This window comes from Saccharothrix lopnurensis, from assembly GCF_042658445.1.
GTDB classification, from domain to species: Bacteria; Actinomycetota; Actinomycetes; order Mycobacteriales; family Pseudonocardiaceae; genus Actinosynnema; species Actinosynnema lopnurensis.
In genome coordinates, this window is sequence record NZ_JBHSQO010000015.1 from 85704 (window position 1) to 100062 (window position 14359).

The 14359-nt window shown below is 71.5% G+C and carries 12 protein-coding genes; 4 read left to right on the top strand and 8 right to left on the bottom strand.

Going from position 1 to position 14359, the window contains the following annotated elements; genetic code table 11:
• Positions 1-14: 14 nt before the first annotated feature.
• Together ACFP3R_RS17130 and ACFP3R_RS17135 are read right to left on the bottom strand one after the other, a co-directional pair.
• Complete coding sequence (locus ACFP3R_RS17130; RefSeq protein ID WP_380637209.1) at positions 15-935, bottom strand: carbohydrate ABC transporter permease; 921 nt, start codon at positions 933-935, stop codon at positions 15-17.
• Positions 935-2179 carry an ABC transporter substrate-binding protein gene (locus ACFP3R_RS17135; RefSeq protein WP_380637210.1) on the bottom strand — a complete coding sequence of 415 codons (1245 nt, stop codon included), beginning with the start codon at positions 2177-2179 and terminating at the stop codon, positions 935-937. The genes ACFP3R_RS17130 and ACFP3R_RS17135 overlap by 1 nt, the downstream gene beginning before the upstream one ends.
• Positions 2180-2436: 257 nt before the next feature.
• Here ACFP3R_RS17135 and ACFP3R_RS17140 point away from each other — a divergent pair, with 257 nt between their 5' ends.
• Positions 2437-3471 (top strand): LacI family DNA-binding transcriptional regulator, encoded by a 1035-nt coding sequence (locus ACFP3R_RS17140; RefSeq protein WP_380637211.1) that lies wholly within the window; start codon positions 2437-2439, stop codon positions 3469-3471.
• Between the two features lie 255 nt (positions 3472-3726).
• On the opposite strand, the gene ACFP3R_RS17145 is transcribed toward ACFP3R_RS17140, so the two are convergent.
• The 4 genes from ACFP3R_RS17145 to ACFP3R_RS17160 all read right to left on the bottom strand — a co-directional run bounded on the left by ACFP3R_RS17145 (position 3727) and on the right by ACFP3R_RS17160 (position 7195).
• Positions 3727-4230, bottom strand: coding sequence for a hypothetical protein (locus ACFP3R_RS17145; RefSeq protein ID WP_380637212.1), 504 nt, complete (start codon positions 4228-4230; stop codon positions 3727-3729).
• Positions 4231-4279: 49 nt separating this feature from the next.
• Positions 4280-6043, bottom strand: a complete 1764-nt coding sequence (gene ctaD, locus ACFP3R_RS17150; protein ID WP_380637213.1) for an aa3-type cytochrome oxidase subunit I — start codon at positions 6041-6043, stop codon at positions 4280-4282.
• A 220-nt stretch (positions 6044-6263) separates the two neighbouring features.
• Entirely contained in the window at positions 6264-6482 is a 219-nt protein-coding gene (locus tag ACFP3R_RS17155; RefSeq protein ID WP_380637214.1) for a hypothetical protein, read from the bottom strand.
• Positions 6479-7195, bottom strand: a complete 717-nt coding sequence (locus tag ACFP3R_RS17160; protein ID WP_380637215.1) for an AfsR/SARP family transcriptional regulator — start codon at positions 7193-7195, stop codon at positions 6479-6481. Before ACFP3R_RS17160 ends, ACFP3R_RS17155 begins: the two co-directional genes overlap by 4 nt.
• 204 nt (positions 7196-7399) lie before the next feature.
• Between ACFP3R_RS17160 and ACFP3R_RS17165 the strand changes: the two genes are divergently transcribed.
• Together ACFP3R_RS17165 and ACFP3R_RS17170 are read left to right on the top strand one after the other, a co-directional pair.
• Positions 7400-8260 (top strand): manganese catalase, encoded by an 861-nt coding sequence (locus ACFP3R_RS17165; protein ID WP_380637216.1) that lies wholly within the window; start codon positions 7400-7402, stop codon positions 8258-8260.
• Positions 8261-8327: 67 nt separating this feature from the next.
• Positions 8328-9557 carry an Nramp family divalent metal transporter gene (locus ACFP3R_RS17170; RefSeq protein ID WP_380637217.1) on the top strand — a complete coding sequence of 410 codons (1230 nt, stop codon included), beginning with the start codon at positions 8328-8330 and terminating at the stop codon, positions 9555-9557.
• Here ACFP3R_RS17170 and ACFP3R_RS17175 read toward each other — a convergent pair.
• Positions 9547-10356 (bottom strand): MBL fold metallo-hydrolase, encoded by an 810-nt coding sequence (locus tag ACFP3R_RS17175; RefSeq protein WP_380637218.1) that lies wholly within the window; start codon positions 10354-10356, stop codon positions 9547-9549. The two genes, ACFP3R_RS17170 and ACFP3R_RS17175, sit on opposite strands and share 11 nt — an antisense overlap.
• A 36-nt stretch (positions 10357-10392) precedes the next feature.
• Positions 10393-13635, bottom strand: coding sequence for a fused isobutyryl-CoA mutase/GTPase IcmF (icmF, locus tag ACFP3R_RS17180; RefSeq protein WP_380637219.1), 3243 nt, complete (start codon positions 13633-13635; stop codon positions 10393-10395).
• Between the two features lie 520 nt (positions 13636-14155).
• Between icmF and ACFP3R_RS17185 the strand changes: the two genes are divergently transcribed.
• A complete protein-coding gene (locus tag ACFP3R_RS17185) occupies positions 14156-14320 on the top strand; it encodes a hypothetical protein (RefSeq protein WP_380637220.1) in 165 nt (54 codons plus the stop codon).
• Positions 14321-14359 lie beyond the last annotated feature (39 nt).

The window sequence follows — 14359 nt, forward strand, 5'->3', positions numbered from 1 at the left end:
GATCTCCTGGCCTTTCAGTCGGTCCGGATGCGGCGCGCGGCCAGGTAGCTCAGGCCGGTGATCGCCACGGTCGCGATCAGCAGCAGCCAGGCGATGGCCGAGGCGTAGCCGAAGTCGAACTTGGCGAAGCCCTGCTCGTACAGGTACAGCGCGGCGGTCTGGAACTGCCGGTCCGAACCGCCGGTCGCCGCGCCGGAGCCGGGGTTGAACAGCAGCGGCTCGGCCAGCAGCCTCATGTTGCCCGCGGTGGCGATCACCGTGGAGAAGATGATCTGCGGGCGCAGCATGGGCACGGTGATGCGCCAGAACTGCTGCCAGGCGTTCGCCCCGTCCAGCCGGGCCGCCTCGTACACGCTGCTCGGGATGGCCTGCATGGAGGCCAGGAAGATCAGCGCGTGGTAGCCGGTCCAGCGCCACACCACCATCGCGGCGATGGCGGTGTGGGAGCTGGCGGTGCCCGCCTGCCAGTCGATCCGACCGGCGCCGAACAGCTCCAGCACCCAGTTGATCAGGCCGAAGTCCCGGCCGAACAACTGCGCGAAGATGATCGTCACGGCGGCCACCGAGGTGATGTTCGGCAGCAGCACGCCCATCCGGAAGAACGTCCGGCCGCGCAGCCGCCGGTTGAGCAGCTGCGCGATGCCGAGCGCGAACAGGATCTGCGGGACCGTGGTGAACAGCCACAGGCTGAGCGTGTTGCCCATCGCGTTCCAGAAGTACGGGTCCGCGGTGAGCAGCTGGACGTAGTTGTCGAGCCCGATGAACGTCGCCGCGTCGCCGTCGAGCAGGTTCCGGTCCTGCATCGACACCCAGGCGGTGTAGAGCAGGGGGAAGAGGCCGAACACCGAGAACAGCAGGAAGTACGGCGCGACGTAGGCGTAGGGCGCGTACCGGGTGTCCCAGCGGTGGCGGCGTTCCCGCCAGGTGAGCTCCATCAGCCCTCGAGCTTCTTCGCGTCGGCGACGAACTGGTTCCAGGACTCCTCCGCGCCCTGCTTGCCCTGCTCGACGCGCAGCATGGCGTTGCCCAGCTCGGTCTGCACGTCACCGGCCTTCGGGCCCTGGTACTGCGGCTTGAGGGCGCGCGCCGCGGCGGTGAACACCGCGCCGACCGGGGCGTTGTTGAAGAACGGGTCCTGGTACTGGCCCACGGACTGCTCGCTGAGCGCCTTCGTGGTCGAGGGCAGCAGGTTGTTCGAGGCGAACACCCGGGACTGCTGCTCGGGCGCGGTCAGCCAGGCGGCCAGCTCGACGGCCTTCTCCGTGTTCTTGCCCTGCTTGGGCACGGTCAGGTAGGAGCCGCCCCAGTTGCCGCCGCCGCCGGGCACCGTGGCCAGGTCCCACTTGCCGGCCGTGTCGGGGGCCTGGTCCTTGATCTTGGCCATCTGCCACGCCGGGCAGATCACGGTGGCGAACTGGCTCTGCTTGAAGCCGGTGTTCCACTGCGGCGTGCTGTAGAGCAGGCCCGCGGAGAGGCCGTCGGCCACACCCTGCGCGACCAGGTCCCAGCCGGCCTTGATCTCCTGGTTCTCGCCGACGACGATCTTGTCCTCGCGGTCGTAGTACCCGGTGGGCGCCTGACCGACGATGGCGTTGAGCAGCGACGGACCGCCGTCGAACCACTTGGTGCCCTCGGGCGCCCCAGACTGGAACTCGCGGCCCTTGGCCATGAACGCCTCCCAGTCGGGCCACAGGGCCGACACGGCGTCGCGGTCGGCCGGGAGACCCGCGGCCTCCAGCAGGTCGCGGCGGTAGCAGATGGCCAGGCCGCCGATGTCGGTGCCGTAGCCGATCTGCTTGCCGTCCTTGGACAGCGAGGCTTCCCACTTCCAGTCCAGCCAGCGGTCCTTCAGCTCGGGGCCGAGCTCGACGAACCGGTCCGGGTTGGCCTTGAACTGGTTGATGTAGCCGGAGTCGACGGCCTCGATGTCCGCGGCGCCGTTGTTCGTGGCCAGGTGGGCGGCCAGGTTCTTGTGGTGGTCGGCGTAGGAGGCGGTCCGGTCGGTGATGTCGACGTCCGGGTGCGCCTTCTCGTACTCCTCGAACAGCTGCTGGTAGCCGAAGTTGCCGAACATGCCGACGGTGATCCTGGTCTTGCCGTCGCCCGCGTCCCCGCCGCAGCCCGCGAGCAGCGAGGCGGTGAGCAGGCCGACGCCGATGGCGGTCCCGGTTCGTCTCATGGTGGCGGTTCCCTTTCCTCTTTTGGGCAAGCCGGATGCGCGGAGGGTCGATCCGGGGGTTTCCGGCGAATACCGACCGGGTCCAGAACGCGGCCGGTGTGGTCTACATGACAACCGCGGCGCGCGATACCGTCAAGTAACGAAGCGATAACCCGCCCGTTTCAACCATCCGACGTTTGCGCAGGTGATAGGTTGTCCACCCTGGTCAGGGACCGCTCTTAGAGGCTCTGTAACCGGTTACAAAGAAGGGGCCGGAGATGACCACGATCCGTGAGATCGCCCAGCTCTGCGGGGTGTCGGTGGCGACCGTTTCGCGTGTTTTCAACCAGCCGCTCACGGTGAGCAGGGAAAAACGCGAAGTGGTCGAGCGGGTGGCCCGGGAGCTGGACTACCGGCCCAACGAGTCGGCCCGCGCCCTCGCCACCAAGCGCTCCGGCCTGATCGGCCTGGTGTGGGACACCGACCACCGGCGGCCGGGCTGGCGGCACCCGTACCTCCAGGAGCTGCTGATCGGCCTGAAGTCGGCGCTCAGCGCCCACGGCTACCACCTGCTGATGCTCGCCACCAGCGGCTCGGCGGCGCTGCGGGCGGTCGGCGCGTCCCTGGCCGACCCGGTGGCGTACGTGAACATGACCCGGCGCCACCACCTGGGCGGGCTGGTGCTCATCGACAGCGGCTCCGACGCGCCCGCGTTCACCGCGTTCGCCCAGTCCGGCCTGCCGTGCGTGGCGGTGGACGTGGCCGTGGACGGGCCCCGTGCCACCTTCGTGACCTCGGACAACGCCCAGGGCGCGCACCAGGCCGTGCGGCACCTGGTGGAGGCCGGGCACCGCCGGGTCGCCACCATCACCGGGCCGGGCCGCAACCTGCCCGCCGCCGACCGGCTGGCCGGCTTCCGCGCCGCGGTGGCCGGGGCGGGGTTGGCGCTGCCCGACGAGTACGTGGTGGAGGGCGACTTCTACCGCCCCAGCGGCCAGGCCGCGATGCGGTCGCTGATCGCCCTGCCCGAGCCGCCCACCGCGGTGTTCTGCGCCAGTGACGAGATGGCGGTGGGCGCGCTGCTGGCCGCCCGGCACGCCGGCCTGCGGGTGCCCGACGAGCTGGCCGTGGTCGGCTACGACGACATCGAACTGGCCGCGCTGGTGGACCCGCCGCTGACCACGGTGGCGCAGGACAAGGCGGGGATCGGGGTGGCCGCGGCGCGGGCCGTGCTGACCATGGTGCACGGCGGTGCGACGCCCGAGCCCGCGTTCCTGCCGACCAGGCTCGTGGTGCGCGCCTCCAGCCGCTGAACCGCGCCGCCCCGGGCACGGCGGGAGGCCGCCGCTCCCCCGCGCGTGACGCGGGGAGGCGACGGCCTCCACGTGGTGGGCGACGGCTCGGGCCGCGGGTGACGGCCTCCCCGGTAGCGGGCGGCGGCCCCGGCCTGCGGGCCCCAACCTGCGGGTGATGGCCTGCGGGCGACGGCCTTCGAGCTGCGAGCGGCAGCCCCGACCTGCGGGCGACGGCCTCCCGGTCCCGACAGCCGGCCCTGGGCCTGGCCCGGCTCAGGGCCGGCTGTCGTCGGGCAGCCGCCCCTCCGGGTCGTCCAGCAGCCGGGCGGCGTCGGAGTCGACCCGGGGGCTGCCCGCCTCGTCGGCGGCCTGGCCCCGGCGCTCGGCCTCCGCCAGCGCCTCGTCGGCGCCGCCGGGCGTCAGGTCGGCCACGTCGTCCAGGCCGACCACGCCCTCCTCGCGGGCGATCGAGTCCTCCTCCAGCGGGTTCGGCTCCCGGACCTCGGCGGTGACGTCGGGCTGCTCCTCGCCCAGCCGCTCGTCCAGCGGTCGGGGGGTCCGCAGCTCGCGCGGCGTGGTCCCGTACTTGTCCGCCCCGCTCCAGTGCTCCGGCGGGTCCATCCCCGCCTCCAGCGGGTCCTGCCGGAGGCGGTCCTCGTCCAGGTCCTCGGCGCTGTTCAGCGCCGCCGGGTCGGTCTCGACCGCGTCGGGCGAGCCGGTGTCGTGCGGCGGCGTGTACGAGTCCTGCGTGTACTCGTCCTGCTCGTTCGAGGTCATGGGCCCGTGTACCCGTTCCGCCAGGTTCATTCACCTGGCTCGGTGATGATCACTCGTCGTGCTTGCCCTCGCGGTCCGTCGGGGCCAGGTACTTCTCGGTGGTCTTGTCGACCCCGGTGTCGCCCTGGTCCCGGTTGCGGATCGAGTAGTGCGACTCCGCGCGCATCCGCTCGACCATGTGGGGGTAGTGCAGTTCGAAGGCCGGTCGTTCGGAGCGGATGCGGGGCAGCTCGGTGAAGTTGTGGCGGGGCGGCGGGCAGGAGGTCGCCCATTCGAGGGAGTTCCCGAACCCCCACGGGTCGTCGCGGCCCGCCGGGTCGCCGAACCGGTAGCTGCGGAACACGTTCCAGATGAACGGCAGCGTCGACGCGCCCAGCACGAACGCCGCGATCGTGGAGATCGTGTTGAGCGTGGTGAACTCGTCGATGGGCAGGTAGTCGGCGTAGCGGCGGGGGAAGCCCTGGTTGCCCAGCCAGTGGTGGACCAGGAACGTGCCGTGGAAGCCCACGAACGTGGTCCAGAAGTGGACCTTGCCCAGGCCCTCGTGCATCATCCGCCCGGTCCACTTGGGGAACCAGAAGTAGATGCCCGCGTAGGTGGCGAACACGATCGTGCCGAACAGCACGTAGTGGAAGTGCCCCACCACGAAGTACGTGTCGTGCACGTGGAAGTCGATCGGCGGCGACGCCAGCAGGATGCCGGTCAGGCCGCCGAACAGGAACGTGACCAGGAAGCCGATGGCGAACAGCATCGGCGTCTCGAAGGTCAGCTGCCCCTTCCACATGGTGCCGATCCAGTTGAAGAACTTGATGCCGGTCGGGATGGCGATGATGAACGTGGTGGCGGAGAAGAACAGCAGCAGCACCGCGCCGGTGGCGAACATGTGGTGCGCCCACACCACGACCGAGTACAGCGCGATCGCGATGGTGGCGTAGACCAGCCCCTTGTAGCCGAACAGGGGCTTGCGGGAGAACACCGGCAGGATCTCGGTGACGATGCCGAAGAACGGCAGCGCCACGATGTAGACCTCGGGGTGGCCGAAGAACCAGAACAGGTGCTGGTAGAGGATCACCCCGCCGTTGGCCGGGTCGAACACGTGCGCGCCGAGCTGCCGGTCGGCCAGCAGGCCCAGCAGCGCGGCGGTCAGGATCGGGAACGCGATGATCACCAGCAGCGAGGTGACGAGGATGTTCCAGGTGAAGATCGGCATCCGGAACATGGTCATGCCGGGCGCGCGCAGGCACGCCACCGTGGTGATCATGTTGACCGCGCCCAGGATGGTGCCCAGGCCGCTGACCGCCAGGCCGGTGATCCACAGGTCGCCGCCGGGGCCGGGGCTGTGGGGCGCGGTGCTCAGCGGCGTGTAGGCGGTCCAGCCGAAGTCCGGGGCGCCCGCCGGGGTGAGGAACGAGCTCATCGCCATCAGGCCGCCGAACAGGAACAGCCAGTAGGAGAAGGCGTTGAGCCGCGGGAACGCCACGTCCGGGGAGCCGATCTGGAGCGGCAGGATGAAGTTGGCGAACCCGAACACCACCGGTGTCGCGTAGAGCAGCAGCATGATCGTGCCGTGCATGGTGAACAGCTGGTTGTACTGCTCGTTGGACAGGAACTGGAGCCCGGGGCGCGCCAGCTCGCCGCGCATCAGCAGCGCCATCAGGCCGCCGGCCAGGAAGAACCCGAACGCCGTCGTCAGGTACATCAGGCCGATCAGCTTGTGGTCGGTCGTGCGGAACAGCCGCAGCAGCGCCGACCCCTTCGAGGCGCGCCGCGCCGCCTCCACGGGCACGATCGGCGTGGGCTTGAGCGTGGTCATCGCGGTGCGCCGCCGCCTTCCCCGGTCGCCTCGCGCCCCACGTCCTCGGCCTCGTACCGGGGCTCGGTCATGGCCCCTCCTTCCGGTCGCACGGGCAACGCGCGGTGAGTTGCCCGCCCGGGAGGTCGCAAACTCATCATTTCGAGGGTTCACCCGACCCGGTTCACTCGGCCAGGTTCACCCGACCCGGTTCACCCGGCAGGGGCTCGACGGAGCCGGTTCAGCCGACCACCAGCAGGCCGGCCCCCGCGACCGCGAGCAGGGAGCTCGCCGTGAGCACCCACGGGCCCAGCCGCTGCCAGGCGGCGATCCGCCGGGCGTCCCGCAGCCGGTGCGGCTCGGCCGCGGACCACCGGCAGGCCAGGGCGAACACGCCGAACCCGCCCAGCCACAGCAACCCGGTGCAGACCAGCACCGCGCCCAGCGCCGCCCCCGTCACCGGCCACCCATCAGGGGTCGGACCAGCCGGTGGATCTCGGGCGAGGGCTCCAGGCCCAGCTCGGTGCGCAACCTGACCCGGTAGGCGGTGTACTGCCGCAGCGCCTGGGCCGGGTTCCCGTCGGCCAGGTGCAGCTCCACCAGGGTCCGGTGGGCGCTCTCGCGCAGCGGGTCGGTCTGCACCGCCGCCAGCGCCGCCTGGTGGGCCCGGTGCCGGTCGCCCGCGGACCGGAAGCGGGTGCTCAGCACCTCCAGGGCGCGCAACCGCGCCTCGCGCCACCAGTCCTGCTCGGCGTGCAGCCACGGGTGGTCCCAGCCGGGCAGCAGGTCCGCCTTCAGCAGCGCCACCGCGTCCGCGTCGGGCACCCGCTCGGTCACCGCGACCGCGTCCGCGAGCCGGCGGGCCCGGCGGAAGTCCACGTCCACCGCCGCGCCGAGGACCAGGGTGTCGTCGACCGCCTCGACCAGCGGCTCGCCGGGCTTGGCCAGCCGCCACAGGGTGGACCTCAGGCACGCCGCGGCCCGGCGCGCGGTCGCCTCGGGCCACAGCAGCGCGGCCACCACCGCCCGGCTGACCGGTTCCTCGCGCACCGCCAGGAGGGCGAGGAGCTTGCGCACGCTCGGCAGGACGTGCACGCGCGCCTGGTCGTGGTCCATGCCGAAGCCGTTGAGCAGGTGGAGGGTGGTCCGGGCTGGCGCGTGGGTGTCGCTCATGGGGGCAGGACCCGTCTGCTTCGAGGGTGTGTCGGGGTCGTTCGGGTGCCCTCAGAGTGCCGCACCACACCACCCGGATCGATTTTTTCGCCCACCCTGAGCAGGGAGGGTGCCGTGGTGGTGACGCACCCGTGTCGCGGCAACGCCTTCCCGGTCACGCCCCGTGCTTAACGTCGCTGCCACTAACCCGATCGAGGAGGCCGGATGTTCCTGCACACCAGCAAGTTGCAGTTCGAGGCCAAGCCCTCAGCGCCCGACGCGCTGTTCGCGCGCAAGCTCCAGGAGCTGATCGGTGGCGCGTACGGCGAGATGACCGTGACGATGCAGTACCTGTTCCAGGGCTGGAACTGCCGCATGGAGGGCAAGTACAAGGACCTGATCATGGACGTGGCCACCGAGGAGATCGGCCACGTGGAGATGCTGGCGACGATGGTGGCGCGCCTGCTGGAGGGCGCGCCGTCCGAGGTGACCGCCAAGGCCGTGGAGGACCCGGTGGTGGCCGCCGTGGTCGGCGGCATGGACGTCCAGCAGGCCATCGTCAGCGGTGGCGGGCCCACCCTGTCCGACAGCAACGGCGTGCCGTGGAACGGCCGCTTCATCGTGGCCAGCGGCAACCTCATGGCCGACTTCCGGGCCAACGTCGCGGCCGAGGCGCAGGGCAGGCTCCAGACCGCGCGCCTGTACAACATGACCGACGACCCGGGCGTGCGCGACATGCTCAGGTTCAACCTGGCGCGCGACACGGCGCACCAGAACATGTGGCTCGCCGCCATCGAGGAGCTCCAGGAGGACGGCCTCGAAGGTCCGATCAGCCCGAGCGCGCTGTTCGACGAGGAGTACCAGGAGCACGCGAGCACCATCTGGCACAACTCCGACGGCGTGCACGGCCCCGAGGGTCGCTGGGCGTCCGGACCCACGCCGGACGGCGCGCACGAGTTCTCCTACGTGATGGACGCGCAACCGCTGGGCGACAAGGCGTCCGCGCCGAAGCCCGACCCGCTGCTCTACGCGACCAGCCCGGCGAACCTGGGCATGATCGAGAAGGCCATCCGCAAGCTCACCTGATCGCGAACCCCCGGCGGCGGCCACCCGACCGGGTGGCCGCCGCCAAGAGCACGGAAGGGACGGTGGGATGGTCGGCACCTCGTTGGGCACGCCGGTCGCGCGGCTGCGCTCGGCGGCCGTGGTCATGGGCCCGGCCTTCGTGGTCGCGGTCGCCTACGTCGACCCGGGCAACTTCGCCACCAACATGGCGGGCGGGGCCGCCCACGGCTACCTGTTGCTGTGGGTGATCGTCAGCGCGAGCGCGCTGGCGATGTTCATCCAGTACCAGTCGGCCAAGCTCGGCATCGTCACCGGGCGCAACCTGCCCGAGCTGTGCCGGGAGCACTACCCGCGGCCGGTGACCCGGCTGCTGTGGGCGCAGGCGGAGCTGGTGGCGATGGCCACCGACCTGGCCGAGTTCGTCGGGGCCGCGGTGGCGCTGAACCTGCTGTTCGACGTGCCGCTGCTGCCCGCCGCGCTCATCACGGCCGTGGTGTCCGCGGGCATCCTCGCACTGGCCCCGCTGCGCCAGCGGCGGTTCGAGTCGGTGATCATCGGGCTGCTCGCGATCGTGCTCGGCGGGTTCCTCTACCAGGCGCTGCGGCTGGGGCCGCCGACCGGCGCGGCGGCCGGTCTGGTGCCCGGCTTCGCCGGCGCGGACAGCGTCCTGCTGGCCACCGGGATGCTCGGCGCGACCGTCATGCCGCACGTCATCTACCTGCACTCCGCGCTCACCCAGCACCACCACGCCACCGACGCGCCCACCCGGCGGCGCGCGCTGCGGGCCAGCCGCGCCGACATCGTGGTGGCCCTCGGCATCGCCGGGGTGGTCAACGCGAGCATGCTCGTCGTGGCCGCCGGCGCGTTCCACGGCACCGGCACGGCCGGCGAGTCGCTGGAGGACGTGCACAGCGGCCTCGGCTCCCTGCTCGGCCCCGGCGCGGCGCTGGCGTTCGCGCTGGCGCTGCTGGCCTCGGGCCTGGCCGCGTCCAGCGTCGGCACCTACTCCGGCCAGGTCGTCATGGAGGGCTTCCTGCGCCGCCGCATCCCGCTGTCGCTGCGCCGGCTGCTGACCATGGCGCCGGCCCTGGCGGTGCTCGCGCTGGGCGTCGACCCGACCCGGGCGCTCGTGCTCAGCCAGGTGGTGCTGTCGTTCGGCATCCCGTTCGCCCTGGTGCCGCTGGTGCTGCTGGGCCGGCGCCGCGACGTCATGGGCGAGGCCGTCAACCGGCGGGGCGCCACCCTGTTCGGCCTGGCCGGCGCGCTGGTCATCTCGGCGCTGAACCTGTTCCTGCTGGTCCGCACCGTCACCGGGTGAGGTGGCTGGGCAGCGCGACGGTCCGGCCGCGGTCGACGCGCGTGACCGCGGCCGGCGGGTCGCGCCGCTCGACCTCGGCGAGGAAGTCCGACAGCGGCGACTTCATCACCGTGTAGTCGTCGTAGTGCACCGGCACGACCCGCCGCGGCCGCAGCAGCTCCAGCAGGTCGACGCCCTGCGCGCCGTCCATGGTGAGCAGCACGCCGAACGCCCGGGTCCCGCCCAGGTGCACCACGGCCACGTCGATGACCGGGTAGCGCTCGCGGACCTCGCGCAGCTCGTCGTGCACGAGCGTGTCGCCGCTGAGGTAGATCCGCAGCGGTTCGGCGTCGGGCGCGGCCCGGTACTCCAGCATGCTGCCCATCACCGGCGGCAGCAGCCGGGCCAATCGGCCGCGGGCGTGCGTGCCGGGCAGGGACGTCACGGTCACGCTCGCGCCGCCCTTGGTCAGCCTCAGGTCGTCCCAGGTGGGCAGCGCGACCGTCTCCCGGAACCCGCGCCGGCCCAGGTGGCGCGCCGCCTGCGGGGTGGTCAGGATCGGCAGGTCGCGGTTCAGCTCCCGCACCGCGACCCGGTCGAAGTGGTCGCCGTGCATGTGCGACAGCACCACCGCGTCCAGCGCGGGCAGCTCGTCGATGCCGATGGCGGGGTCCTTCAGCCGCCGGGACAGCAGGCCGTTGCCCAGGTAGGTCCACTGGCCGCGGCGGATGAAGTTGGGGTCGGTCAGCAGGGTGAACGGCCCCAGCCTCAGCACGGTGGTGGCGTTGCCGATGAACCGGAGGGAGTTCTGCTCGTCCATGGGGCCGGGGTGCCCGAACGAGCGGTGCCCAACCGCTCAGACGTTGCGCCGGTACTGCCCTCCCACCTCGAAGAACGCCTCGGTGATCTGGCCCAGCGTGCACACCCGCGCCGCGTCCACCAGCACCTCGAACACGTTCTCCCCCGCCGTGGCGGCCTCCTTGAGCCTGCGCAGCGCGGGCTCGGCCTCGGCGGCGTGCGCGGCGGCGAACGCCCTGGTCCGCTCGACCTGGGAGCGCTTCTCGTCCTCGGTGGCGCGGGCCAGCTCGATGGTCACCGGTTCGCGCGAGCCGTGCTCGGGCAGGAAGGTGTTCACGCCGATCAGCGGCAGCGAGCCGTCGTGCTTGCGCTGCTCGTAGAGCATCGACTCGTCCTGGATGCGGCCGCGCTGGTAGCCGGTCTCCATCGCGCCCAGCACGCCGCCGCGCTCCGAGAGCCGGTCGAACTCGGCCAGCACCGCCTCCTCGACCAGGTCGGTCAGCTCCTCGACGACGAACGAGCCCTGGAGCGGGTTCTCGTTCATCGACAGGCCCCACTCCTTGTTGATGATGAGCTGGATGGCCATGGCGCGGCGCACCGAGGACTCCGTGGGCGTGGTGATGGCCTCGTCGTAGGCGTTGGTGTGCAGCGAGTTCGTGTTGTCGTAGAGCGCGCACAGCGCCTGCAACGTGGTGCGGATGTCGTTGAAGTCCATCTCCTGCGCGTGCAGGGACCGCCCGGAGGTCTGCACGTGGTACTTGAACTTCTGCGACCGCTCGTTGGCGCCGTAGCGCTCGCGCATGGCGACCGCCCAGATGCGCCGCGCCACCCGGCCGATCACGCTGTACTCGGCGTCCATCCCGTTGGAGAAGAAGAACGACAGGTTGGGCGCGAAGTCGTCCACGTCCATGCCCCGGGCCAGGTACGACTCGACGTAGGTGAACCCGTTGGCCAGGGTGAAGGCCAGCTGGCTGACGGGGTTCGCCCCGGCCTCGGCGATGTGGTAGCCGGAGATCGACACCGAGTAGAAGTTGCGCACGTCGTTGCGGATGAACCACTCCTGGATGTCGGCCATCATCCGCAGCGAGAACTCGGTGGAGAAGATGCAGGTGTTCTGGCCCTGGTCCTCCTTGAGGATGTCGGCCTGCACGGTGCCGCGCACGGTGGCCAGCGCCCGCGCCCTGAGCTCGCCGGCCTCCGCCTCGGACGGCTCGCGGCCGTGCTCGGCGCGGAACCCGTCGACCTGCTGGTCCACGACCGTGTTGAGGAAGAACGCCAGGATGGTCGGCGCGGGCCCGTTGATGGTCATCGACACCGACGTGGTCGGCGAGGTGAGGTCGAAGCCGTCGTAGAGCGCCTTCATGTCGTCCAGGGTCGCGATGGACACGCCGGACGTGCCGACCTTGCCGTAGACGTCCGGCGGGGTCCCCGGGTCGCGGCCGTAGAGGGTCACCGAGTCGAACGCGGTGGACAGCCTGGTCGCCGGCGAGCCCTGCGACAGGTACTTGAACCGGCGGTTGGTGCGGAACGCGTCGCCCTCGCCGGCGAACATCCGCGCCGGGTCCTCGCCCTCCCGCTTGAACGGGAACACGCCCGCGGTGTAGGGGAAGCGGCCGGGCAGGTTCTCCGCGCGCAGGAACCGCAGCAGCGTGCCCCCGTCCTCGTAGCGCGGCAGCGCCACGCGGCGGACCCGGTTGCCCGACAGCGTCTCCCTGGTCAGGGTCGTGCGGATCTCGCGGTCCCGGACGCGGACCACCAGCTCGTCGCCGCTGTAGTCCTCGACCACCCGGGGCCACCCGGCCAGCAGCGCGGCGGCCTCGGCGTCGACCCGCTCCTCCGCCGACCGCAGCAGCGAGGTGATCGCGGCGGTGTCGTGGCCCGCGGCCTCCAGCTCGTCGCGCGCCGCGCGCAGGTGCGCGGCCCGGCGCACCGCGTCCACGTGCGTCTCGGTGGCCCGGTGGTAGCCGCGCACGGTCTCGGCGATCTCGGCCAGGTACCGGGCGCGGGAGGCGGGGACCACGGTGGCCGCCGACGTCGAGACCCGACCGGTCGCGGCGGGCAGCGCGCCCTCCTCGGTGGGCAGCCCGCGCCGGGCCAGCTCGTCGCGCAGGTGCTGGTAGAGCGCTGTCACGCCGTCGTCGTTGAACGTGGCCGCGGACGTGCCGAAGACCGGCATCTCCTCCCAGGGGACGCCGAACGCCTCCCGGTTGCGCACCAGCTGGCGGGCCACGTCGCGGCGGGCGTCCTCGGCGCCGCGGCGCTCGAACTTGTTGATCGCCACCGCGTCGGCGTGGTCGAGCATGTCGATCTTCTCCAGCTGCGACGCGGCGCCGAACTCGGGCGTCATCACGTACAGCGAGAGGTCGACGAACGGCACGATCGCCGCGTCGCCCTGGCCGATGCCCGGCGTCTCCACCACGACCAGGTCGAACCCCGCCGCGCGGCAGGCCAGGATCGCGTCGGACAGGCCGTCGGGCACCTCCGAGCCCGCGCGCCGGGTGGCCAGGGACCGGAAGAACACCCGGTCGCCGTCCAGGCAGTTCATCCGGATGCGGTCGCCGAGCAGCGCGCCGCCGCCCTTGCGGCGGGTCGGGTCCACGGCCAGCACCGCGACGCGCAGCTTGTCCTGCTGGTCGAGCCGGAACCGGCGGACCAGCTCGTCGGTCAGCGAGGACTTGCCGGAGCCGCCGGTGCCGGTGATGCCCAGGACGGGGACGGTCCGCGAGCCGGCGGCCGCGACCAGGCGTTCCCGCAGGTCGTCGGGCAGCCGGCCGGCCTCGATGAGGGTGATCGCGCGGGCCAGCACGTCGTCGGCGCCGGTGAACAGGCCGTCCCAGGACGCGGGCGCGCGGTCGGCCAGCGGGTGGTCGCACGCCTCGACCATGGTGTTGATCATCCGGGCGAGGCCCAGCTCCTGGCCGTCGGCCGGGGAGAAGATGCGCGTCACGCCCCGCGCGTGCAGCAGCTCGATCTCCTCGGGCACGATGACGCCGCCACCGCCGCCGAAGACCTTGACGTGGCCGGCGCCGCGCTCGTTGAGCAGTTCCACCAGGTAGGTGAAGTACTCGACGTGCCCGCCCTGGTAGGCGCTGATGGCGATGCCCTGCACGTCCTCCTGGACGGCCGCGTCGACGACCTCGCGGACCGAGCGGTTGTGGCCCAGGTGCACGACCTCCGCGCCCTGCGACTGGAGGATGCGGCGCATGATGTTGATCGCCGCGTCGTGCCCGTCGAACAGGCTCGCCGCGGTGATGAAGCGGACCGGGTGCTCCGGGGTGTGCAGCGTGGTGGCGGCGGTCACGACGGCTCCTTCGGCATCGACGACTGCCACCAGATTACTAGGACATCCATTTATCGGAAGTAATACCGACCTGTGGGGCGCGTCACCGGGGTCGCGGGCCGGCTCGACCGGTTGGTCCGCCGCCGCCCCGGCCGCCGGGACCGCTCCCCGCGACCGTCGGGACCGCTCCCCGACCGACCGCTCGTGATCATCCCGGACCAATGGGCGCCGAGCGGTCCGCCCCACCCGAACCGCCGCGTCGCACGATCCACCCGGGTTCCCCCGCCAGGCGCGCGCGAACCCGGCAGGAGTATTGCCGCGTTCCCGCCTCGGGGGAACCGAATGCTTTCCCCTTCGGTCCCGAACGATTCGAACAATGTTCGCCTTTTACCACGAACAGGGCCTTGAACAGGCCGCCGACAGACGTCCCACCACACGGCCAGGTGATACATCCACCCCGTTCAGGTCGTTCCCCGACCCTGCTCGCGGATGATCAGGATCATGCGTGTAACTTGCCTCCAAAAGGGGTAGAGGGACGTCCATGAGCAGCACACCGATCTACGACGAGCTGGCCGCCATCCTGCTCGCCGACAACCAGGCGGCCGCCGAGGCGGCCCCGCAGCACCAGGCCGAGCAGGCGGCGGAAGAGCCGGCCAAGCAGGTCCGGACCGGCGGCCGTCGGCGCAAGCCGGAACCGGAAGCCTGAGCCCTCGGCCTCCTGCTCTTCCGGGTCGAACAGGCGTTC

What these genes read in the sequence shown, in the direction of transcription:
- ACFP3R_RS17130 (WP_380637209.1), bottom strand. Translation starts at nt 935, where the DNA reads ATGGAGCTCACCTGGCGGGAACGCCGCCACCGCTGGGACACCCGGTAC.
- ACFP3R_RS17135 (WP_380637210.1), bottom strand. Translation starts at nt 2,179, where the DNA reads ATGAGACGAACCGGGACCGCCATCGGCGTCGGCCTGCTCACCGCCTCG.
- ACFP3R_RS17140 (WP_380637211.1), top strand. Translation starts at nt 2,437, where the DNA reads ATGACCACGATCCGTGAGATCGCCCAGCTCTGCGGGGTGTCGGTGGCG.
- ACFP3R_RS17145 (WP_380637212.1), bottom strand. Translation starts at nt 4,230, where the DNA reads ATGACCTCGAACGAGCAGGACGAGTACACGCAGGACTCGTACACGCCG.
- ctaD (WP_380637213.1), bottom strand. Translation starts at nt 6,043, where the DNA reads ATGACCACGCTCAAGCCCACGCCGATCGTGCCCGTGGAGGCGGCGCGG.
- ACFP3R_RS17160 (WP_380637215.1), bottom strand. Translation starts at nt 7,195, where the DNA reads ATGAGCGACACCCACGCGCCAGCCCGGACCACCCTCCACCTGCTCAAC.
- ACFP3R_RS17165 (WP_380637216.1), top strand. Translation starts at nt 7,400, where the DNA reads ATGTTCCTGCACACCAGCAAGTTGCAGTTCGAGGCCAAGCCCTCAGCG.
- ACFP3R_RS17170 (WP_380637217.1), top strand. Translation starts at nt 8,328, where the DNA reads ATGGTCGGCACCTCGTTGGGCACGCCGGTCGCGCGGCTGCGCTCGGCG.
- ACFP3R_RS17175 (WP_380637218.1), bottom strand. Translation starts at nt 10,356, where the DNA reads ATGGACGAGCAGAACTCCCTCCGGTTCATCGGCAACGCCACCACCGTG.
- ACFP3R_RS17185 (WP_380637220.1), top strand. Translation starts at nt 14,156, where the DNA reads ATGAGCAGCACACCGATCTACGACGAGCTGGCCGCCATCCTGCTCGCC.